At 66.9% G+C, this 20845-nt stretch carries 21 protein-coding genes; 13 read left to right on the top strand and 8 right to left on the bottom strand.

The annotated features are described in order from the left end of the window. The first annotated feature begins 18 nt into the window (after window positions 1-18). The 6 genes from tsf to AC4ELH_RS00715 all read left to right on the top strand — a co-directional run bounded on the left by tsf (window position 19) and on the right by AC4ELH_RS00715 (window position 5760). Entirely contained in the window at window positions 19-846 is an 828-nt protein-coding gene (tsf, locus tag AC4ELH_RS00740) for a translation elongation factor Ts (RefSeq protein WP_498882977.1), read from the top strand. A 221-nt stretch (window positions 847-1067) separates the two neighbouring features. Further along, entirely contained in the window at window positions 1068-1922 is an 855-nt protein-coding gene (locus AC4ELH_RS00735; protein WP_498882976.1) for an LLM class F420-dependent oxidoreductase, read from the top strand. A gap of 59 nt (window positions 1923-1981) precedes the next feature. Next, window positions 1982-3433 carry an amidase gene (locus AC4ELH_RS00730; RefSeq protein WP_064959904.1) on the top strand — a complete coding sequence of 484 codons (1452 nt, stop codon included), beginning with the start codon at window positions 1982-1984 and terminating at the stop codon, window positions 3431-3433. A gap of 136 nt (window positions 3434-3569) precedes the next feature. After that, complete coding sequence (locus tag AC4ELH_RS00725; protein ID WP_064886950.1) at window positions 3570-4124, top strand: hypothetical protein; 555 nt, start codon at window positions 3570-3572, stop codon at window positions 4122-4124. Next, window positions 4125-5288, top strand: a complete 1164-nt coding sequence (locus tag AC4ELH_RS00720; protein ID WP_064959905.1) for a glutathionylspermidine synthase family protein — start codon at window positions 4125-4127, stop codon at window positions 5286-5288. A gap of 16 nt (window positions 5289-5304) precedes the next feature. Then, the gene (locus AC4ELH_RS00715; RefSeq protein WP_055112942.1) at window positions 5305-5760 is read left to right on the top strand and encodes a DUF350 domain-containing protein; all 456 of its coding nucleotides are present in this window, start codon (window positions 5305-5307) and stop codon (window positions 5758-5760) included. Between the two features lie 6 nt (window positions 5761-5766). On the opposite strand, the gene AC4ELH_RS00710 is transcribed toward AC4ELH_RS00715, so the two are convergent. Together AC4ELH_RS00710 and AC4ELH_RS00705 are read right to left on the bottom strand one after the other, a co-directional pair. Next, window positions 5767-6888, bottom strand: coding sequence for a glycerate kinase (locus tag AC4ELH_RS00710; protein WP_498882975.1), 1122 nt, complete (start codon window positions 6886-6888; stop codon window positions 5767-5769). A gap of 56 nt (window positions 6889-6944) precedes the next feature. Then, the gene (locus AC4ELH_RS00705) at window positions 6945-7376 is read right to left on the bottom strand and encodes a MarR family winged helix-turn-helix transcriptional regulator (protein ID WP_419186543.1); all 432 of its coding nucleotides are present in this window, start codon (window positions 7374-7376) and stop codon (window positions 6945-6947) included. A 45-nt stretch (window positions 7377-7421) separates the two neighbouring features. On the opposite strand from AC4ELH_RS00705, the gene AC4ELH_RS00700 reads away from it, so the two are divergent. The 4 genes from AC4ELH_RS00700 (at window position 7422) to AC4ELH_RS00685 (ending at window position 10485) form a co-directional block, all read left to right on the top strand. After that, the gene (locus AC4ELH_RS00700; RefSeq protein ID WP_448446782.1) at window positions 7422-8114 is read left to right on the top strand and encodes a class I SAM-dependent methyltransferase; all 693 of its coding nucleotides are present in this window, start codon (window positions 7422-7424) and stop codon (window positions 8112-8114) included. 146 nt (window positions 8115-8260) lie between these two features. Continuing rightward, window positions 8261-9016 carry a UMP kinase gene (gene pyrH, locus AC4ELH_RS00695; RefSeq protein WP_055112949.1) on the top strand — a complete coding sequence of 252 codons (756 nt, stop codon included), beginning with the start codon at window positions 8261-8263 and terminating at the stop codon, window positions 9014-9016. A gap of 42 nt (window positions 9017-9058) precedes the next feature. Continuing rightward, window positions 9059-9616 (top strand): ribosome recycling factor, encoded by a 558-nt coding sequence (frr, locus tag AC4ELH_RS00690; protein ID WP_055112951.1) that lies wholly within the window; start codon window positions 9059-9061, stop codon window positions 9614-9616. Window positions 9617-9639: 23 nt separating this feature from the next. Further along, window positions 9640-10485, top strand: a complete 846-nt coding sequence (locus AC4ELH_RS00685) for a phosphatidate cytidylyltransferase (RefSeq protein WP_064886945.1) — start codon at window positions 9640-9642, stop codon at window positions 10483-10485. Here the strand turns inward: AC4ELH_RS00685 and AC4ELH_RS00680 are convergent. Continuing rightward, window positions 10393-11346 (bottom strand): DMT family transporter, encoded by a 954-nt coding sequence (locus AC4ELH_RS00680; RefSeq protein ID WP_448446964.1) that lies wholly within the window; start codon window positions 11344-11346, stop codon window positions 10393-10395. The two genes, AC4ELH_RS00685 and AC4ELH_RS00680, sit on opposite strands and share 93 nt — an antisense overlap. A gap of 170 nt (window positions 11347-11516) precedes the next feature. Here AC4ELH_RS00680 and AC4ELH_RS00675 point away from each other — a divergent pair, with 170 nt between their 5' ends. Further along, window positions 11517-12371: a LysR family transcriptional regulator gene (locus AC4ELH_RS00675; RefSeq protein ID WP_064886944.1), complete on the top strand. Its 855-nt coding sequence runs from the start codon at window positions 11517-11519 to the stop codon at window positions 12369-12371. A 13-nt stretch (window positions 12372-12384) separates the two neighbouring features. Next, a complete protein-coding gene (rlmN, locus tag AC4ELH_RS00670) occupies window positions 12385-13476 on the top strand; it encodes a dual-specificity RNA methyltransferase RlmN (protein ID WP_064886943.1) in 1092 nt (363 codons plus the stop codon). Between the two features lie 77 nt (window positions 13477-13553). Here rlmN and AC4ELH_RS00665 read toward each other — a convergent pair whose 3' ends face one another. The 4 genes from AC4ELH_RS00665 to AC4ELH_RS00650 all read right to left on the bottom strand — a co-directional run bounded on the left by AC4ELH_RS00665 (window position 13554) and on the right by AC4ELH_RS00650 (window position 17400). After that, the gene (locus AC4ELH_RS00665) at window positions 13554-13967 is read right to left on the bottom strand and encodes a nuclear transport factor 2 family protein (RefSeq protein WP_448446778.1); all 414 of its coding nucleotides are present in this window, start codon (window positions 13965-13967) and stop codon (window positions 13554-13556) included. After that, window positions 13967-15451: an aldehyde dehydrogenase family protein gene (locus AC4ELH_RS00660; RefSeq protein ID WP_498882974.1), complete on the bottom strand. Its 1485-nt coding sequence runs from the start codon at window positions 15449-15451 to the stop codon at window positions 13967-13969. The genes AC4ELH_RS00665 and AC4ELH_RS00660 overlap by 1 nt, the downstream gene beginning before the upstream one ends. A gap of 208 nt (window positions 15452-15659) precedes the next feature. Then, window positions 15660-16217 (bottom strand): TetR/AcrR family transcriptional regulator, encoded by a 558-nt coding sequence (locus AC4ELH_RS00655; protein WP_064886940.1) that lies wholly within the window; start codon window positions 16215-16217, stop codon window positions 15660-15662. 43 nt (window positions 16218-16260) lie between these two features. After that, window positions 16261-17400 carry a phosphotransferase gene (locus AC4ELH_RS00650; protein ID WP_064959911.1) on the bottom strand — a complete coding sequence of 380 codons (1140 nt, stop codon included), beginning with the start codon at window positions 17398-17400 and terminating at the stop codon, window positions 16261-16263. Between the two features lie 55 nt (window positions 17401-17455). Here AC4ELH_RS00650 and AC4ELH_RS00645 point away from each other — a divergent pair, with 55 nt between their 5' ends. Further along, window positions 17456-18637 carry a CoA transferase gene (locus AC4ELH_RS00645; RefSeq protein WP_498882973.1) on the top strand — a complete coding sequence of 394 codons (1182 nt, stop codon included), beginning with the start codon at window positions 17456-17458 and terminating at the stop codon, window positions 18635-18637. On the opposite strand, the gene AC4ELH_RS00640 is transcribed toward AC4ELH_RS00645, so the two are convergent. Then, window positions 18625-20838 (bottom strand): glycoside hydrolase family 3 C-terminal domain-containing protein, encoded by a 2214-nt coding sequence (locus tag AC4ELH_RS00640; RefSeq protein ID WP_498882972.1) that lies wholly within the window; start codon window positions 20836-20838, stop codon window positions 18625-18627. The genes AC4ELH_RS00645 and AC4ELH_RS00640 overlap by 13 nt on opposite strands. Between the last annotated feature and the right edge of the window lie 7 nt (window positions 20839-20845).

The following is a 20845-nucleotide window of genomic DNA, read 5'->3' as shown; positions in this document are numbered from 1 at the left end:
TTCCAGGAGAAGTCTTAAATGGCTAACTACACCGCCGCCGACGTCAAGCGCCTTCGGGAGCTGACCGGCTCCGGCATGATGGACTGCAAGAACGCGCTGGCCGAATCGGACGGCGATTTCGACAAGGCCGTCGAGTTGCTCCGTATCAAGGGCGCCAAGGACGTCGGCAAGCGCGCTGAGCGCGCCACCGCCGAGGGTCTGGTCGCGGCCAAGGACGGCGCGCTCATCGAGCTGAACTCCGAGACCGACTTCGTCGCCAAGAACGCCGAATTCCAGGAGCTCGCCAACCAGGTCGTGGCGGCCGCCGCTGCGGCGAAGGCCGGCGATGTGGATGCCTTCAAGGCCGCCAAGGTTGGCGACACCACGGTCGAACAGGCCATCGCCGACCTGTCCGCCAAGATCGGCGAGAAGCTCGAGCTGCGTCGGGTTGCCTACTTCGACGGCACGGTCGAGACCTACCTGCACAAGCGTGCCGCGGACCTGCCGCCGGCCGTTGGTGTCCTGGTGGAGTACACCGCCGGCGACGCGGAGAAGGGCAAGGAGGCCGCCCACGCGGTCGCCCTGCAGATCGCCGCGCTCAAGGCCAAGTACCTCACCCGTGAGGACGTCCCCGCCGACATCGTCGCCAACGAGCGGCGCATCGCCGAGGAGACCGCGAAGGAAGAGGGCAAGCCCGAGCAGGCGCTGCCCAAGATCATCGAAGGTCGCGTCACGGGCTACTACAAGGACGTCGTGCTGCTGGACCAGCCGTCGGTGTCCGACAACAAGAAGACCGTCAAGGCGCTGCTCGACGAGGCCGGTGTCACCGTGACCCGCTTCGTGCGGTTCGAGGTCGGTCAGGCCTGACACCGAGAAGACTCGGGCGGCACATCACACCCGATTGACGGCTCGGCCGTCGCCGCCCGTCGCAAAACCCCGCGCTCATTCCGGCGATCCCGGAAAGCGCGGGGTTTTGTTCATTCGTGACCCGGTCGGTGCCGGGTAGTTGCTCACGGCGGGGCAACAGGCTTTGCCGATGTGGGAGTGTGGCAGGTACGAATGGGTTGGGGAGTGGTGTTGGAGGTGACATGCGCGTAGGTGTGGTGTTTCCGCAGACGGAACTCGGCGGAGATCCGGGAGCGGTGCGCGCATACGGCCAGCGTGTCGAAGAGTTGGGCTACACCCACATCCTGGCCTACGACCATGTGGTCGGCGCCGATCCGGCTGTTCACCGGGACTGGTCGGGCCCATATGACCTCTACACCACTTTTCACGAGCCGATGGTGATGTTCGGCTACCTGGCCGCAGTCACCTCGTTGGAACTGGTCACCGGGGTGATCATCCTGCCGCAGCGCCAGGCCGTTCTGGTTGCCAAGCAGGCCGCCGAGGTCGACCTGCTCAGCGGTGGGCGGATGCGCCTGGGCGTCGGGCTGGGCTGGAATGCGGTCGAGTACGAGGCGCTCGGCGAGGATTTCGGAAACCGTGGCAAGCGGTCCGAGGAGCAGGTCGAGTTGATGCGTCGGCTGTGGACCGAATCGTCGGTGACCTTCGAAGGTCGCCACCACCGGGTGACCGGTGCGGGTCTGGCGCCGCTGCCGGTGCAGCGTCCGATCCCGGTGTGGTTCGGCGCTGCCTCCGCTCGCGCCCTGGAGCGGGCCGGGCGACTCGGCGACGGCTGGTTCCCGATGGTCGGGCCGGGGCTGGAACTCGACGACGCCCGGGCCAGGGTTGAGCGTGCGGCCGTCTCCGCCGGGCGAGATCCCGCCGGGATCGGCATGGAGGGTCGGGTGACCTGGACCGGCGATCCGGACAAGGTGGTGGCCGACATCGCCGCGTGGGCCGACTCCGGGGCCACCCACGTCACCGTGAACACCATGGGAGCCGGTCTGCGGACCGTCGACGAGCATCTGGCTGTGCTGCAGAGCGTGGCCCGGACGCAGTAAGCGGCGGTTGGGCGGCGAGAGCCCGCCGCCCGATCGGTACCAGTTGGTACCGTCTGGTCATGAGTCGAATCTTCGCCTTCGGCGACGACGCCCTCGGTGAACACGACGCCGTCGGCCTGGTGGAAGAGCTGCGAGCCGGGCGGGTATCGGCGGCCGACCTGATCGAGGCGGCAGTGGCGCGCGTCGAGGCGGTCAATCCCACCCTCAACGGGCTGGCATTCGAGGCCTTCGACCGGGCCCACGCCCGCGGCGCCGCCCCCAGCCCCTACGGCGGGTACTTCGACGGTGTCCCGACCTTCGTCAAGGACAACTCCGCGGTCGAGGGCATGCCGACGATGCGCGGCACCGATGCGTGGGAACCCCGCGCCGAAACGTCGCACGGCGACTTCGCCCGCGCCTACCTCGCCACCGGCCTCGTGGCGCTGGGAAAGACCCGGCTCTCGGAATTCGGTTTCAGCGCGGCGTGCGAGCACCCTCGGCTCGGCCCGGTGCGCAATCCATGGAACCCGCTCTATACCGCGGGCGCGTCCTCGTCGGGTTCGGGTGCCTTCGTCGCGGCCGGAGTCGTACCCATCGCGCACGCCAACGACGGCGGCGGATCGATCCGGATCCCGGCGGCCTGCAACGGGCTCGTCGGTCTCAAGCCCACCCGGGGTCGGCTGCCGCAGGATCACGATCTGCGGATGATGCCGTTGCGGATCGTGGCCGACGGGGTGCTCACCCGGTCGGTGCGTGATACCGCAGCGCTGTACCGGGAGATGGAACGCGTCTACCGCAACCCCAAACTGCCACCGATCGGCGATGTCAGCCGCCCGGGCAAACAGCGTCTGCGCATCGCGGTGTGCACGCAGTCCGTCGTGCACGATGCCGGCCCGGAGATGACCGAGCTGACCCACAAGACCGCAGCGCTGCTCGAGGAGCTGGGGCACCAGATCACCGTGATCGGCAATCCGGTCCAGCCCCGGTTCAAGGATGATTTCCTGCTGTACTGGTCGTTCCTGGCCTATGCGTTGGTACGCGGTGGGAAGCGATCCTTCGGCCCGAGCTTCGACCGCGACAAGCTCGACAATCTCACGTTGGGCCTGGAACGACACGCATCGCGCAACCTGTATCGGGTCCCGGCGGCGATCGCCCACCTGGCCCGGTCGCGGCGGATCACCGAGCGGCTGTCCAACAGCTATGACGCGGTGCTCATGCCCACCCTGGCCGAGCCCACCCTGGAAATCGGCCGGCTCGATCCCACGGCGGACTACCAGCAGATCATCGACCGGCTGCTGGGGTGGGTGGCGTTCACACCGCTGCAGAACGCCACCGGGGACCCGGCCATCTCGCTGCCGCTGGCCCAGACGAAAACCGGCCTTCCGGTGGGCATGATGCTGTCGGCGACCCGTGGCCGCGAAGCGCTGCTGCTGGAGCTGGCGTACGAGCTGGAGGAGGCCAGGCCCTGGCCGCGTATCCAGGATCCGGTTCCCGCAGCTCCGCGGAAGCGGGCGCGAAAAGCAGTGAAGTAGACTGTTTTTACGCGGCCGGAGCCAGATCTGAGACGCGCTCCCGCCTCCACGCCCGGGTTTTGCTCAGGTGCTGCGCTCAGGGGTGGCGATGTGCTCTTATGATGACCGTCAGGTGTCAGAGTTTGCGGGGGTGTGAATGACGTCTGGGCCAGACGAGCAGTGGAACCAGGCCGGCGAGGGATCGATTCGTTGGCAGGATCCGGCCACAGCCACGCCACGGCCTCCGACCGTGGCCGAGGCGCGGCAGCGCGACAAGATGCAGAAGGAGCGCGAGGCCGCCGAGGCGTGGGCCAGGCAGCAGGAGGAGACGCGCGAACAGCGTGCCGCCACCGGCAAGAAGATCCTGATGGGCTCGGTGGCGGTGGTCGGTGTCGTCGGGGTGATCGCGCTGGGCTACCACTTGTTGCACAAAGAGGAAATCGCGGCCTCGTGTGTCAAGGACGGGACCAACGAGGTGGTGCCCGACTCGTATTGCTCCAGCGGCCACAGCGGCTCCGGGGGCACCTTCATCTACCTCGGCTCGCCATACCGGTACTACTACGGCGGCAACAACAGCGGTGTCGGCACCATTGCCCGGGGCGGGACCATCGAACAGCCCAAGGGCACGACGGCCAAGACCAAGTCGGGGACGTCGATCTCGCGCGGCGGTTTCGGCTCGTCGTCGAGCTACGGCAAGAGTTCGGGGAGCTGAATGCACCGCCAACGCAGTTCCCCGCGACCAGGCTGGGAACAGATCGTCGCCGACCAAGGCATGTGTTATGGCACTCCGGCACGCGACGCGACCGGCGCCGACCGCCCGTACTGGGACGAGTCGGTGCACTACGTCTTCGACATGGACGAGGTGCTGTCGATCGAGGCCTCGGTCGAGGTGCTGCACTCGATGTGTCTGGAGGCTGTCGAGCACGTCGTGCTGACCGGGCGCTACCGCGACTTCGGGCTTCCCGAATGGAGCTGGGAGCACATCGAGAAGTCGTGGCGGCGCAGCGACCCGCATCTCTACGGCAGATTCGACCTGCGCTACGACGGTCGTCGACCGCCGGTTCTGCTGGAATACAACGCCGATACGCCCACCACACTGTTGGAGGCGGCGATCCTGCAGTGGCACTGGAAGACCGACGTCTACCCGGCCGACGATCAGTGGAACTCGTTGCACGAGAAGCTGGTTGCCCGCTGGGCTGAGGTCCGTGACCGCCTCCCGGGCGCCGAGACCTACTTCACCTGGTCGGGTGCCGAGCACACCGGTGAGGATCACGTCACCGTGGCCTACCTCCAGGAGTGCGCAGCAGAAGCCGGCCTGCACACCGTGGGCCTGGCCATCGAGGACATCGGGTTCGACCGCGACCTCGACCGGTTCGTCGACCTGGAGGAAGCTCCGATGTCGTCGATCTTCAAGCTCTACCCGTGGGAGTGGATGCTCGACGACGATTTCGGCCGTCGGGCGGTCGAATCGTTGCCGGCCACCATGTGGGTGGAACCGCTGTGGAAGACGCTGCTGAGCAACAAGGCGATCCTGGCCGTGCTGTGGGAGATGTATCCGGGGCATCCGAATCTGCTGCCCGCCTATGTCGATGACCCGCACGAGCTCACCGACTACGTTCGCAAACCGAAGCTGGGCCGCGAGGGCGCCAACATCACCATCGTCGGCGCCGGCTTCGAGACCGAGACCGGCGGTGTCTACGGCGAAGAGGGCTACGTGTACCAGTTGCTCGATCCGCTACCGCAGTTCGACGACATGCGCCCCGCGTTGGGGGCGTGGATAGTCGGCGACGAATCTGCCGGACTCGGGATCCGCGAGACCTCGGGTCTCGTCACCGACAACGGCGCTGCCTTTGTGCCACACCGCATCCCGCAGTGACCCGGAAGGAATACCTATGACAACCACTCTGGTTGCGCTCGACTCCGATTACTGGTCGGTTCTCGGCCACGGCGTCTCGGCGATCGTGTTGTACACGATTGTCGGTGTGGCACTGATGGTCCTGGGTTTCTACGTGATCGACTGGACCACACCCGGGCCATTGCGGACCTTGGTACGAGCGGGCCGCCCGAATGCTGCCGCTGTGACGGCCTCCGGCGTGGTGTCGATGGCTTTCATCATCGTTCTCGCCATCTACTCCTCGTCGGGTGACCTCGTCCAGGGGCTCATCATGACGCTGGTGTTCGGGCTCTTGGGCATTGCGGCCCAGGCGTTTTCAGTTCGGCTCATCGGCGCGATCAAAGGCATCGACATCGGCATGGTGCTGGCCTCCGAGCGGTTCACGCCCCAGGTCCTGGTCGTGACGGCCTCCTACCTGGCTTTCGGGCTGATCGTCGCGGCGGCGATCCTGTAGCTGGCGCTACAGGGACCGGCACACCGTGGCGGCCGCGCGGGTCAACGCAGCGGGGCCGTCGCGCAGGGCCTGATCCAGCGGGGTGCCCGGCTCGGTGATGGCGACCAGCTTTGCCACGCCGTTGGCCAGCAGGACGTCGGCGTCGGGGGACACCCGACCGGCGAAGATCACCACCTGGGTGCCGGTGTGCCCGGCCACCCGGGCGACGCCGAACGGCGTCTTGCCCAGCATGGTCTGGGCGTCCACGCTGCCCTCCCCGGTGAACACCCAGTCCGCTCCGATCAGTGCCTGCGCCAGCCCCACGGTCTCGGCGATCACCTCGACACCCGGGTCGCATTCGGCGGCAAGGAATTCCATCAGCCCGAAACCCAGGCCCCCGGCGGCCCCGGCACCCGGGCGATCGGGCCGGGCGTGGCCGAGAGCGGTCTGGGTCACTTCGACCAGGCGGGCGAGGGCGGCTTCGAGGGTTGCGACGTCTGACGGGGTGGCTCCCTTCTGCGGTCCGAAAACCGCACTGGCACCACCGGTTCCGAGCAGCGGTGCGGTGACGTCGGAGGCGATCCGGACGTGCACTTCGGCGAGCCTGGGGTCCAGGCCGGCGACGTCGATGTGGTGGAGCCGGGCCAGTGCCGCGCCGCCGGGTGGCAGAACGGCACCGTCGGTGTCGGTGAAGGCGACGCCGAGCGCGGTGAGCATGCCGGCCCCGCCGTCATTGGTAGCCGAACCGCCGATGCCGATCAGCAGCTCGGTCGCGCCGTGCTCCAGGGCTGAGGTGATGAGCTGTCCGACTCCGAAGGTGCTGGCGCGCAGGATGTCACGATCCTCCGGTGCCACCAGCTCAAGGCCGGAGGCGGCGGCCATTTCGATCACGGCCAGGTGACGCTCGGCGACATAGCCGTAGGTGGCCGCGACCGGTCGGCCGAGCGGGTCCTGCACCGTCTCGGTGATGCGGTCACCGCCGAGCGCGTCGACGACGGCGTCGACGGTGCCTTCACCGCCGTCGGCCATCGGCACCCCGATACATTCGGCCTCCGGCAGTGCAGACCGGACGCCCTCGCGCAGCGCTGCGACCGCTTGCGACGCGGTCATCGACTCCTTGAACGAGTCCGGGGCCAGCACGATCTTCATCGGCTGGCGACATTACCGACTGCGGCGCCACACGGCGCGCCAGACGGCATGCCGGTTCAGGGAACGGCGTGGGCCAACAGTCGCTTGAGCTCGCGTCGCTGCTCGGCGTCGAGGCGATCGAGCACCTCCTCCTCGGCGGCGTACACGGCGGCTTCGGCACGTTCGAGCAATTCGGCGCCCTCGGCGGTCAGCTCGGCGGGTAGTGCGCGTCCGGAGTCGACGGTGGCCGGCCTGCGCACCGCCCCTCGGTCTTGTAGCCCGCGCAGCACGTTGTTCATCGCCTGCGGTGACACGTTGGTGTGGCGGGCGAGCTCGGCGTTGGACTGACCCGGGGCCATGGACAGGATGCGCAGGCAGACGAACTCGGGCAGTTTGAGGCCCAGTGGTTGCAGTTGCGCGGAGACCCGTGGCTGCAGCACCGCGACCACGCGATACATCAAGTAGCCGAGTGGCTGCTCCTCCAGGGCGGCTCCCTTATCGGAGTTCATGTCAAGCATATTGACACATATCAACCAGGTTGATATACCGGACGTATGACCACGCCAAGCGAAATGTCAGACGCAATGTTCGAATCCGCTTACCGCGGTGAGGCTCCGGAGTTCGCTGGGGTACGCCCGCCGTGGAGCATCGGCGAACCGCAGCCCGAGATCGCGGCCCTGATCGCCGAGGGCAAATTCCACGGGGAGGTGCTCGACGCCGGCTGCGGTGAGGCGGCCACCGCTCTCGACCTGGCCGAGCGCGGATTCACCACGGTCGGGCTGGATCAGTCGGCCACCGCCATCGAGTTGGCCAGGGCCGAGGCGGCCAAACGCGGGCTCACCAACGCGACCTTCGAAGTGGCCGATATCAGTGCCTTCACCGGTTACGACGGCCGTTTCGGCACGATCGTCGACAGCACGCTGTTCCACTCCATGCCCGTGGAACTGAGGGACGGCTACCAGCAGTCGATCGTGCGGGCCGCTGCTCCTGGCGCCTCCTACTTTGTGCTGGTGTTCGACAAGGGGACGATGGGCGATTCCGGACCGGCCAATCCGGTCAGCGAGGACGAATTGCGTGAGGTCGTCGGCAAGTACTGGGTGATCGACGACGTGCGGCCGGCCCGCATCCACGCGCACGTGCCTGCGGAATTTGCCAACTTCGCGGATTTCGCCCGAATGGACCTCCGTGACGAGGGCAAGGACCGGAAGTCGATGGCCGCCTGGTTGCTTCAGGCGCACCTGGGATAGGCGCAGGCTGAGCTGCGCCGCCGGCGACACTCGGTCCTGCAGAGTTCACCCAAACTAGGTGTGCCGCCCGCCATAGGGCAGGATGGAGAGGCCGTCCAGGGGTAACCCGGGTGGCTCTCTACATGCGAGGAGTGCCGAGGAGACCGATGGCGGATCCGAATGTCGCCGGCGAGGGCGCAGCACCCATTCGTCCGTTTTACAAAAGGGTTCTGCTGAAACTCGGCGGAGAGATGTTCGGCGGCGGCCAGGTCGGCCTCGACCCCGACGTCGTGCACCAGGTGGCCCGCCAGATCGCCGCAGTGGTGCGTAGCGGAGTTCAGGTCGCGGTCGTGATCGGTGGTGGCAACTTCTTCCGCGGCGCCCAACTTCAGCAGCGCGGGATGGAACGCACCCGCAGCGACTACATGGGCATGCTCGGCACGGTGATGAACAGCCTTGCGCTGCAGGACTTCCTGGAGAAAGAGGGCATCGACACCCGCGTGCAGACCGCCATCACGATGGGGCAGGTCGCCGAGCCGTACATCCCGTTGCGGGCCGTGCGACACCTGGAAAAGGGTCGCGTCGTCATCTTCGGTGCCGGCATGGGCCTTCCGTACTTCTCCACCGACACGACGGCCGCGCAGCGGGCTCTCGAGATCGGGGCCGACGTGGTGCTGATGGCCAAGGCTGTCGACGGCGTCTACACCGCCGACCCACGCGAGGACCTGAACGCCGAGTTGCTCACCGAAGTCAGCCATCGTGATGTCATCGACCGTGGCCTGCGGGTCGCCGATGCCACTGCCTTCAGTTTGTGCATGGACAACCGCATGCCGATGCTGGTGTTCAACCTGCTCACCGAAGGCAATATCGCCCGTGCCGTGGCGGGTGAGAAGATCGGAACACTGGTCACCACCACCACCTGACCTGCCGCGCACGCGAGGAGCAAGATCGATGGAGAACCCGAAGTGATCGACGAAACTCTCTTCGACGCCGAAGAGAAGATGGAAAAGGCCGTGAGTGTGGCCCGTGACGACCTGGCCACGATCCGCACCGGCCGGGCCAATCCGGGCATGTTCTCCCGGATCAACATCGAGTACTACGGGTCGATGACGCCGATCACGCAGATGGCGAGCATCAACGTGCCCGAGGCGCGGCTCGTCGTCATCAAGCCCTACGAGGCCGCTCAGCTCCGGCCGATCGAGGACGCGATCCGTAACTCCGACCTCGGGGTCAACCCGACGAACGACGGCAATATCATCCGGATCTCCATCCCTCAGCTCACCGAGGAGCGCCGCCGCGAGCTGGTCAAGCAGGCAAAGTCCAAGGGCGAGGACGCCAAGGTGTCCGTGCGCAACATTCGTCGTAAGGCGATGGAAGAGCTCAGCCGGATCAAGAAGGACGGCGAGGCCGGCGAGGACGAGGTCGGGCGCGCGGAAAAGGATCTCGACAAATCCACCCACACCTACACCAGTCAGATCGACGAGTTGGTCAAGCACAAGGAAGGCGAGTTGCTGGAGGTCTAGGCGACCTTCAGCACCCCAGTCCCGTGGCACAGACCGAGCCACCGCAGAAGACCTCGCGCGCCGGCCGTGACCTGCCGGCCGCCATCACCGTCGGCGTGGTCCTCGGCGCCCTCGCGATAGGCACCCTGCTCTTTGCGCCCATCTGGTGGCTGCCGCTGTTGGCCATCGCCATCGCCATCGCCACCCATGAGGTGATCCGGCGGATGCGTGAGCACGGTTACGCATTGCCCGCCGTTCCGCTGCTGCTGGGTGGCCAGGCGATGATCTGGCTGACGTGGCCCTTCGGGGCCGTCGGTCTGCTGGGCGCCTATGGCGGCACGATCGTCGTCTGCATGGTCTGGCGTCTGGTCGGGCAGGGCCTGGACCAGCAACCGGTCAATTACCTGCGAGATGTCGCCGCCACGATCCTGCTTGCCACGTGGGTGCCGTTGTTCGCGGCCTTCACCGCGCTGCTCATCTTCGCCGACCACGGCGGAGTCCGGGTTTTCACCATCATCGTGACGGTCGTCTTCGCCGACATCGGCGGCTACGTCGCGGGCGTCCTGTTCGGCAAGCATCTGCTCGCGCCGGCGATCAGTCCGAAGAAGTCCTGGGAAGGTTTGGGCGGATCGCTGCTGTTCGGTGTCACCGCAGCGGTGTTGTCCGTGGCGTTCCTGTTGGACAAGCCGGCCTGGGTGGGCGTACCGCTCGGCCTCTTGCTGGTGATCACCGGTGTGCTCGGGGACCTGGTCGAATCGCAGGTCAAACGCGATCTCGGCATCAAGGACATGGGCACGCTACTGCCGGGCCACGGCGGGATCATGGACCGCATCGACGCGATGTTGCCGTCCGCCGTCGTCGGCTGGATCGTGCTCACGCTCCTCGCGTAGACCGCGTTCGCTGCGTGTGGCAGACGCGTTCAGCCAGCAGGCGATCGCACCCAGGACCAGTCCCGCGGCGATGCCGATGTTCACCCGCTCGCCGAGCATGAGCCAGGACAACACCCCGGCGACTGCGGGGATCACACAGAACAGCATCGCGACCGCCGACGCCCCGTGCAGGTTGATGGCCCGCACGTAGAGCGACACCCCGAGGATGGCGTTGAGCAGCACCACGCCGGCCACCGCCGGCACGGCTTTGGTGGCGTCATGCACCTGGATCGGGGTGCTGAGCGCCAGCGCCAACGCGGGTAGGAACGCGACGGCGTTCTGCACGGAGGTCGAGGCCCGGAAGTCGACATCAGAGCAGAACCGCTGCTGATACACCCCGCCTGCCGCCAGACCGAGCAATGCCACCAACAGCAATCCGACTGCCGGGTCGATACCACCTGAGGTGACCAGTCGCGTCGCGCATGCTGCCAGCACTGCGGCGATACCGAGCACCAACGCGACGAGCCGGCGTGGTGTCAGCCGGTCACGTAGGAACACCGCGGCCAGCAGTGCCGTCGCCACCGGGTTCATCGCAATGACCACCGCGCAGAGCACTGCCGGGGCGCCCTGCTGAATCGCAACGTAGAGCGCACAGAACTGCACCGCCTGCATGAGCAGACCCGCCACCGCGACGTGCAGCAGCTTCCGGCCCGTCGGGAAGCCGACCCGGGCCAGCCCGGCCCAGGTGCCGAGGATCAGTCCTGCCGCCCCGAAACGAACCGCCAACACCGCCATCGGGGAGAGGGCGTGCACGGCCAGGTTCCCGATCGGATAACCCAGGGCGTAGAAGAACGTCACGGTGGTCGCCGTGCGCATCGGCATCGGAGTGGGCGGCATGATCCCTATCGTGAGCGAGCCTCGTGCGCGCGGTCCAACGATTATCGGCAATCACGATTGATCATCGATGCTAATCAATTCGGCGGAATAACCCGATGAATAGGGTGAAACACCAGGTCTTTGATCGTGAGTACTGATCGGAGTACCTTGATCGCATGGGTCAGGTGCTGGACATCGCGCCGCTGCGCAGCGTGGTGGCGGTGGCGGACTGTGGCGGGTTTCACCGTGCCGCCGCGGTGTTGCACATGACGCAGTCGGCCGTCAGCCAGCATGTGCGGCGGATCGAGGCCGTCGTGGGTGGCCCCGTCGTCGAACGGTCCGGTCGCGGGGTCGCCTTCACCGAACTGGGCCACCGCGTACTCGGGCACGCCCGGGGCATCCTCGCCGCCCACGACGCGGCGCTGACCGATCTCGGTGCAGCCGAGGAGCAGGTGCTGCTGATCGGTGCCACCGAGCACGGCGCCGATGTCATGCTGCCCGCCCTCACTGCGGCGCTGGGCGAGCGGTTGCCGAACTGGCGGCTGCGGTTTCGCCTCGACCGCAATGTCACGCTCGCCGACGCCGTCGAACACGGTCTGGTCGACCTTGCCGTGATGCTCGACGGTTCCGGGATGGACCCCGCTCACGCCTCGGGAACGCTTGCACTGAAATGGGTTTCGGGGCGCAGCCTCGCTGCGCACGCGGTGAACCAGCCGTTGCCGGTGGTGATGTTCTCCGAACCCTGCACATTGCGCGAACCCACGTTCGCCACGCTCGACCGCAGCGGGACCGACTACCGCATCGCCGCCGAATCCGCGAACCTCTCCGGCCTGTTCGCAGCGGTGCGCTCTGGTCTCGGGGTGGCTCTGCTGCCGATGATCGGCCGGCTGCCCGACGGGTTGTGTCTGGCCGAGGGGCTGCCCCCGGCCAGCCGCGCATCGGTCTTCGTCCGCGGCCGTCCCGGGGTGGATAACGATGTCCTGGACACCGTTGAGCGCACTGTTCACGATGTTCTCGCCGAACAAGCCTGATACTGGAAAAGACATGAAGCAGGAATTGGTCTTCGAAGCCCCGCGACGCGGCATGCCGCCGCGGCACCTTGCCGACCTCGACGAGGACGGCCGCGCTGCTGCCGTCACCGAGCTGGGGCTGCCGAAATTCCGGGCCAAACAGCTGGCCAACCAGTACTACGGCCGCCTGATCGCCGACCCGAAGCAGATGACCGACCTGCCTGCCGCGGTGCGAGATCAGGTGGCCGAGGCACTGTTCCCGACGCTGATCGACCCGGTGAAGCAGGTCCAGTGCGACGCGGGGGAGACCCGCAAGACGCTGTGGCGCGCCGGCGACGGCACGACCTTCGAGTCGGTGCTGATGCGCTATCCGCAGCGCAACACGGTGTGCATCTCCTCGCAGGCCGGCTGCGGCATGGCCTGCCCGTTCTGCGCGACCGGCCAGGGCGGCCTCATGCGCAACCTGTCCACCGCCGAGATCCTCGAACAGGTCCGGTCGGCGTCGTCGGCCATGCGGCTCGAACATGACGGGCGGCTGTCCAACATCGTCTTCATGGGCATGGGTGAGCCGCTGGCCAACTACAACCGGGTGGTAGCGGCGGTGAAGCGCATCATTGCGCCGCCGCCGAACGGTTTCGGGATCAGCGCCCGGTCGGTGACGGTGTCGACGGTCGGTCTGGCTCCGGCCATCCGCAAGCTCGCCGACGAACGCCTCGGCGTCACCCTTGCCGTGTCGCTGCACACCCCCGACGATGAACTACGCGACACCCTGGTGCCGGTCAACAACCGGTGGAAGGTGGACGAAGTTCTGGACGCGGCGCGGTACTACGCCGACGTCACCGGCCGTCGCGTGTCCATCGAGTACGCGTTGATCCGCGATGTCAACGACCAGCCTTGGCGCGCAGACCTTCTCGGTAAGAAGCTGCACAGCAAGCTGGGGCAGCTGGTGCACGTCAACCTCATCCCACTCAACCCGACGCCGGGCAGCAAATGGGACGCCAGTCCCAAACCCGCCGAGCGTGAGTTCGTCAAACGCGTTCAGGCCAAGGGCGTGTCGTGCACCGTGCGCGACACCCGGGGGCGTGAGATCGCCGCGGCCTGTGGCCAGTTGGCCGCCGAGGGCTGAGGTGCGGCGTCGACTTTGAACTGATGGTGCAAAAGGTCGAGTAGACGTCTGCGTCGATTCAATGTCAACGTGGGTCGTCAGGCTTGACCCGGCGCGTTGGTGAACCACAGGTTCTCTTCGCGCAGACTGCGACTGCGCCAACCGTCGAGGGTGCGCACCAACTCGTGATGGTAGTACCCGCCGCACGCGCTGATCTCGGCCATCCCGGGCAACTGCATGGGGTTGTAGAACATCGCCCGCACCGTTGCGGCGTCGCCGTCGCTTTCCAGGATCTCGACGTTGGTGATGTAGTGCATGCTCCACGGGATCACCCCGAAGTTGGCGGCGAACCAGTCGACCACCTCGTCGCGACTGCCCACGACGGCCCCCGCCGACGAGTAATCGATGTGTGCGTCCTCGGTGAACACCGACCGGTACAGCTCCCAGTCCTTGGAGTCGACCGCCCGCGCGTACCGGTACAGCAGGGCCGAGATGTCGGAATGCTCGCTCACTATTCGGGCATCCCGATGGTCTTGGATTCGAAGTACTCCTTGAAGCCTTCCTCGCCGTTGCGCCGGCCCAGACCGCTCTGCTTCGAGCCACCGAACGGGCTGTTGATACCGAAGTGGCTGCGGCTGTTGATGGTGACGTTGCCGGTCCGGATGCGGCGTGCGACGCCGAAGGCCCGGTCGACGTCACCGGATGAAACCTCCCCGGACAGGCCGTAAATGGAGTTGTTGGCGATGGCGACCGCTTCGTCGTCGGAGTCATACGGGGTGACCGTCAGCACGGGTCCGAAGATCTCCTCCTGGGCGACCTGCGAATCGGGGTCGACGTCGGCGAGCAGCGTGGGCTGAGTGTAGTAACCCGTGGGCAGGTTTTCCGGAACGCCGCCGCCGGTGACCAGGCGGGCGCCCGAATCGATACCCGACTTGATGAGCCCGAGCACCTTTTCGCGCTGCGTGGCGCTGATCTGCGGGCCCTGCATGATGCCCGGGGTCCACGGGTCGCCGACCGGGAAGTGCTCCATCGCGCCCTTGAGGAGCTCGACGCCTTCGTCGTAACGGCTGCGGGGGAGCAGGATCCGGCTGGGCAGGATGCAGGACTGGCCGCTCATGACGCAGGCCATCATCGCCGCGATGGGCAGTGCCGAGTTGAAGTCGGCGTCGTCGAGCACGATGTGCGCGGACTTGCCGCCGAGCTCGAGCATCGTCTTCTTGACCGTCGACGCGCCGGCGGCCAAGATGGCGCGTCCGGTCGCGGTCGAACCGGTGAAGGTAATCATGTCCACCCGCGGATCCGCCGACAGCGCGGCGCCGACCTCATTGGCGTTCGAGACGACGACGTTGAACACGCCGGCCGGAATGTCGGTGTGCTCGGCGACGATGCGACCCAGCTCGGTACCTGACCACGGAGTGAGCTGCGCGGGCTTGAGCACCACCGTGTTGCCGGCCATCAAGGCCGGAACGGTCTCGGCGACGTTGAGGTAGAACGGCACATTCCACGGGGTGATGGCGCCGACCACACCGACCGGTTCATAGGCGATCTTGCGTCGCGCCGGCCCGAGCTGGGTTTGGTGGACGCCATTGTCGACCACGTACTCGAAATTCCTGCCGTGTTCGGCCCAGTGCTTGACCTCGCCGATCGGATCTTCGATCTGGGAGCCGGTGACGGTCACGGGACAGCCCACCTCGGTGACCAGAATCCGGCGCAGACGCTCTTTCTCGGCATCCAGCGCGTCGTGCAGCTGCATCAGGCAGTGGTAGCGGAACTCGACGTCGCGGCTCCAGTCGGTTTCGTCGAAGGCTCGTCGCGCGGCACCGACGGCACGCTCGATGTCGGCCACCGTGCCGTCGGTGGCCTGGCCCGCCACCTGCTCGCTGGCGGGGTGTACGACGTCGAACTTCGCGCCGCCGCTGGTGTATTGGAGTTCCCCGTCGATGAGCATCCGCTCGTCACCGGCGAGCACGCCGGTGTCGCTCTGCACCTGAGTCATGCCGATAGCTTTACAAAATTTACGTGTCGTGTCACCCCTCAAAACGAGGATTGACCGATCGGGAAGTCTCTGCGATCGTAGAGTTCCGAATGTCACGCCAGAGTGGCGGTCGGCGCCGAGAGTCACGCCGGCGTGACGGAAAGGGGTTCAGAACCGAGCAGAAACAATCAGAACCGAGCAGAAACAAGTAGCGGCGAGGCTGGAGTTCTCAGTTCGAGTCGGGCTGTTTCAGGCCGACGGCATGACGCAGCTGCGCCAGAAACTGGTCGCCGTCATCGCTGCGCACGATGTAGTGCGAGACCGCGACCCGGATCGCGGTGGCCGCCTTGACCGGGGCATTGGCGCCCGACAGCAGCTTGAGCAGTCGTGCGCGCATGAGGGGGATGACGTTGGCCAGTTGGGCGATCACGACTTCCGGCTCGATGTCGACCAGCCGGACCCCCGAATACGACTGCTGATACTGCACGATGAAACGCAGTGCGGCGTCAAGCTTCTCGTTGCCGCGCAGGCCTACGGTCGCGCGGCTGATGCCGTGGTCGAACATCTCGCGCTCGTAGGTACCGAACGCGTCGAGTAGCTCCTGTTTGTCGGCGAACCAGCGATACAACGTGGGCCGGGAAACGCCAGCCTGCAGCGCCACCTCGGACAGGCTCAGCTTGGTCTGACCGCTGCGGGCCAGCACCTCGGCCGTCGCGACCAGGATTCGGTGGCGTGTCGAGGTGTCTTCGACTGATGCGTCCCGCTGCGCGGGTAGAGGTTCATTCACGTCCAGGCCTTGGTTGTTCGTGGTTCACCAAATGGTAGGACCATCACAGCAACTTCTTGAGTATTGCCACAGTCTCGAGGTCGGCCAAGGCTGCCACGCCCCGCCTGGCTCCTTCTATTGCGATACCTTCATCCTGCATACCGCCGAGTCCGGCGGTGATGACCGGTGCGGCGTAGGCGTAGATCGCACCGAGCCGATAGCGCTCCCACAGGTCATCGTGACCCAGTGTCGGTCCGCCCGCCGCGGCGAGTGCGCCTCGGTACTCGTCGAGCAGGTCGCGTTCGGCAGCCTGCCGGTCGGCCGTGGTCATGCAGGTGACCAGCGTGTAGGCCAGCTCTCGGCCCGGATGGCCGCGGCGCACGGCCTGCCAGTCGAGCAGGCCCGCTTCGCCGTCGCGGAAGAACAGGTTGCCCGGATGCGCGTCACCGTGCATCACGGTGTGTGGTGGCCGGTCCAGTAGTTGGGCCGCCGCGCGATAGTTCTCGTCGATGAACCGGCCGTCGGCCACCGGTATGTCGGTGCTCTCGGCCAGCCGTTTCGTCGACAGCTTGAGCAGGGAACCGGTCATCAGCGAGGTGTGGTCCCCGGACGCGGAATACAGCCAGCCCAGCGGCCCGGTGCCGGTTCTGGCCGGCAGCCGCCCCCAGAACGAAGCGTGGACCCGGGCCAGGAGCTCGACGGTCTGCGCGGCGCGGTCCTTGTCCAGTGGATGCAGGGTGTCGGTGAACTCGCATGGGCTGAGCGTCAGGTCTTCCAATGCCAGTACGTACCGCCCGGTCAGGGCATCGAAGGCGGCGCCGTAGGCGCGGGGCACTCCGGGCAGGCCGTCGGCCAGTTGTTGGTAGAAGCGCACCTCGGTGTGCCCCAGCCGGCCCAGCTCGCCCATCATCCGGGTGGCCGCGGTTTCGGCGGGCATCTTGACGAAGACCGATTCCGGCGCGTCGACTCCCGTCAGTGCCAGTCGCGCCCGCGACGACGTGCCGGCGTCACCGCCGATGATCGATACCGATTCGATCCTGCGCCCGGTGAGCTGCGACAGGTAGGCCGGGTCGAGGTCGCCGATGCGGCGGGGCATTGCACGCATTCGGCTGACGGCCGCGTCGGTTGCGATACGTTGCACGCCATGGCCGATATGTGCGGCCAAGCCGGCGACAGGGACGAGGCGGCGGGCCGGTGTGAGCATTGGCCAAGTTTACAAATCTCAATCAGATTGTAAAGCATTTTCGGAAGGAGCGTTGATGGCGGGTCCGATGGAGGGTTTTCGGGTCATCGAGTTGGGCGTGTGGGTCGCCGCGCCGGCCGCCGGAGCGATCCTCGCCGACTGGGGCGCCGACGTCATCAAGATCGAACCGCCCTCGGGTGATCCGGCGCGAACCTTCGGTCGGATGCTCGGCCTCGATCCGGACCTGGGCGTGGCGGCCAACCCGCCCTTCGAGATGGACAACCGGTCCAAGCGCAGCATCGTCCTCGACCTTGCCACCACCGAGGGACGTGACAACGCACGGGAATTGCTTTCTACCGCAGACGTTTTCCTGACAAATGTGCGCCCGGCAGCGTTGCGCCGGCTCGAACTCGACTTCGAGACCGTCGCGGCGCGCAATCCACGTCTGGTGTACGGGTTGGTCACCGGCTATGGCCTGACCGGGCCGGAGGCGGATCGGGCGGCCTACGACGTCGCCGCGTTCTGGGCGCGCGCCGGTGTGGCCGATCTGCTCACCCGCCCCGGCGACACTCCGCCGTTTCAGCGCGGTGGCATGGGGGACCACTCCGCCGGAATGACGCTGGCGGCCGCGGTGTGCGCCGCGCTGCTCGCCAGAAACCGCACGGGCACAGGCCAATTGGTCAGCACCTCGCTGTACCGGCAGGGTGCCTACACCGTCAGCTTCGATCTCAACACCGTGCTGATGAGCGGTGAACAGATCGCGATCGGTCAACGCGAGGCAATGGCCAACCCGTGTATGAACAACTACGCCGCCGGTGACGGGAAGCGCTTCTGGATCGTCGGGCTGCAGGGGGACCGGCACTGGCCCGCACTGTGCCGGGTGGTGGCTCGCGAGGACTGGCTGACCGACACCCGGTTCGCCACGGCGCGGGACCGGTACCGCAACGCCCGCGAGCTGATCGCCGAGTTGGACACCATCTTCGCTGCCCATCCGATGGACCACTGGGCCCCGCTCTTCGATGGCGAGCCCGATTTCTTCTGGTCGCCGATCAACAGCCTCGACGACGTCATCGCCGACGAGCAGTTCCACGCTGCCGGTGGCATCGTCGAAGTGCCCGACGGCATGTCGACCGTGCCGATGGTGGCCAGCCCCGCCGACTTCTCGGCCACGCCGTGGCAGCCACGCATGGTTGCCCCGACCCTCGGGGCGCACACCGACGAGATCCTGGCCGAGCTACAGGGCGGTCAGGATCGGTGAGCGTTGATGCCCGCGAGCAGTTCATCGAGCTGCTCGCGGGTGACCTTGCCCGCCGAGAACCCGACCATCCGACCGACCGGCACTGATTCCAGCATCCGCAGCAGGTCGCTGCCGAGCGCGGAATCGGCAGCACCGAACGGGGATGCACTACCCAGCGCCGTCAGGATGGTCTGCGCTGCCGTGGGGTCGGCGAGCAGTTCGCCCAGCGTCGACTCCCGGGTGAACGGCCGCGCCGGCTCGTCGCCGGCGACGGTCACCGTCGCGCTCAGCCGGATGTCTCGGCTTGATGCCCCCACCGACACCTCATATCCGCCGGATTCCACGACCCAGCGGGCGGCATCCGTGCTCCAGTACGCGAGATCGGTTCGGTCGACGGCGATTTCGACCGTCTGTCGGCGCCCTGGTTCGAGGGTGACCGAAGCGAATCCGGCCAACCAACGCGCCGGCCTGCCGACGCGGGAGCCGGGTAGCCCGGCGTAGGCCTGCACCACGTCCCGGCCCGGTCGGTCTCCGGTATTGGTGACCGTCACACGCACGGTCACACCGGCACCGGTAGCCTCCAGCTCGAGATCCGAGTACGTGAACTGGGTGTAGGACAAGCCGTGGCCGAACGGGAATGCCACCGGTAGATCCCGCGTGTCATACCAGCGGTAGCCGACGAACATCCGCTCCCCGTAGACGGTGTGACCCGATTCGGACGGAAAGTTGAGATAGGCCGGAGAATCCTGCAGCCGCAGCGGCACCGTCTCGGCCAACCGGCCCGAGGGGTTCGCAACGCCGAACACCACGTCGGCGAGCGCGCCGCCGCCGGCCTGCCCGAGCAGCGCCCCGTCCATGACCGCCGGGGCCAGATCGGCGACGGTGTCGAGGCGTACCACGCCACCATGGGCCAGTACCACCACCGTGCGCGGCTGGACCTCGACGACGGCACGCAACATGTCGAGTTGTTCGGGCGGCAGATCGATGTGCTCGCGGTCGTAGCCCTCGGATTCCTCTTCGGCGGTGAGTCCGAGGAAAACGATTGCGGTTTCCGCAGATTCAGCGGCCGCGGCTGCAGCCGCGACGTCGGTTCCGGAGGAGTAGCTGACCGGATGGTCGCCCGCCAGCCTGCGGATCTCGTCCAACGGAATGTCGACGCGGGACGGGTTCACATGGGAACTGCCGCCACCCTGATATCTGGGCTCCTGGGCGAACCGGCCGATGACCGCAAGGGTTGACGGCGCCAGCGGCAGCAGATCATCGTCGTTCTTCAATAACACGATGGCTCGAGTGGCCGCCTCGCGGGCCAGCTCGTGGTGGGCATTGACATCGAATGATGTTGCAGCGGGGGTTGTCCGGGTGGCACGGCGCGATAGGTCGGCCACCCGTGCGGCGGCCCGTGCGACGGCAGCCGCGTCCAACTCGCCGGCGCGGACCGCGCGCACCACCTCGGCATCGGAGCTGCCACCGGTCGCCGGCATCTCCAGGTCCAGGCCCGCGGCCACCGCCGCGACCCGGTCGGACACCGCGCCCCAGTCGCTGACCACCACGCCGTCGAAACCCCATTCGTCACGCAGGACCGTGGTCAGCAGCCAGGTGTTCTCCGAGGCATAGACGCCGTTGATCCGGTTATAGGAGCACATCACGGTCCAGGGTCGGGCCTGGCGCACCACGATCTCGAACGTCCGCAGGTAGATCTCACGTAACGTGCGGACGTCGACGTCGGAGCTGGCACGCATGCGATCGTGCTCGGCGTTGTTGGCCGCGAAGTGTTTCAGCGACGCGCCGACACCACGGCTTTGTACGCCGCGCACCCAGGCCGCCCCGAGCGTGCCGGACAGGAGCGGGTCTTCGGAGTAGTACTCGAAGTTGCGCCCGCACCGTGGGTCGCGCTTGATGTTGACTCCGGGGCCGAGCAGCACGTGGACGCCCAGCGCACGGCTTTCGTCGCCGAGAGCCTGACCGATCCGTTCCACCAGTTCGGGATCCCAGGTCTGGCTGAGCCCGACCGCGGGCGGAAAACAGGTCGCCGGATCACTGCCGGAGATGCCCAGATGATCTGTCGCACTGCCGGATTGACGACGGACGCCATGTGGTCCGTCGGTGAGCATGATGGCCGGCACCGTGCCGATCGGTTTGGTGGTCCAGAAGCTCGCGCCGCTGCCCAGCGCGGCCTGGTCGGTCAGGTCGAGCCCGGCGATGGCATCAGTGGAGTCGGTCACCGCCGCC

Source organism: Mycobacterium shunyiense (assembly GCF_058270075.1).
Note: the sequence above shows the minus strand (reverse complement) of the source record. Positions and strands in the feature narration are given on the sequence as shown.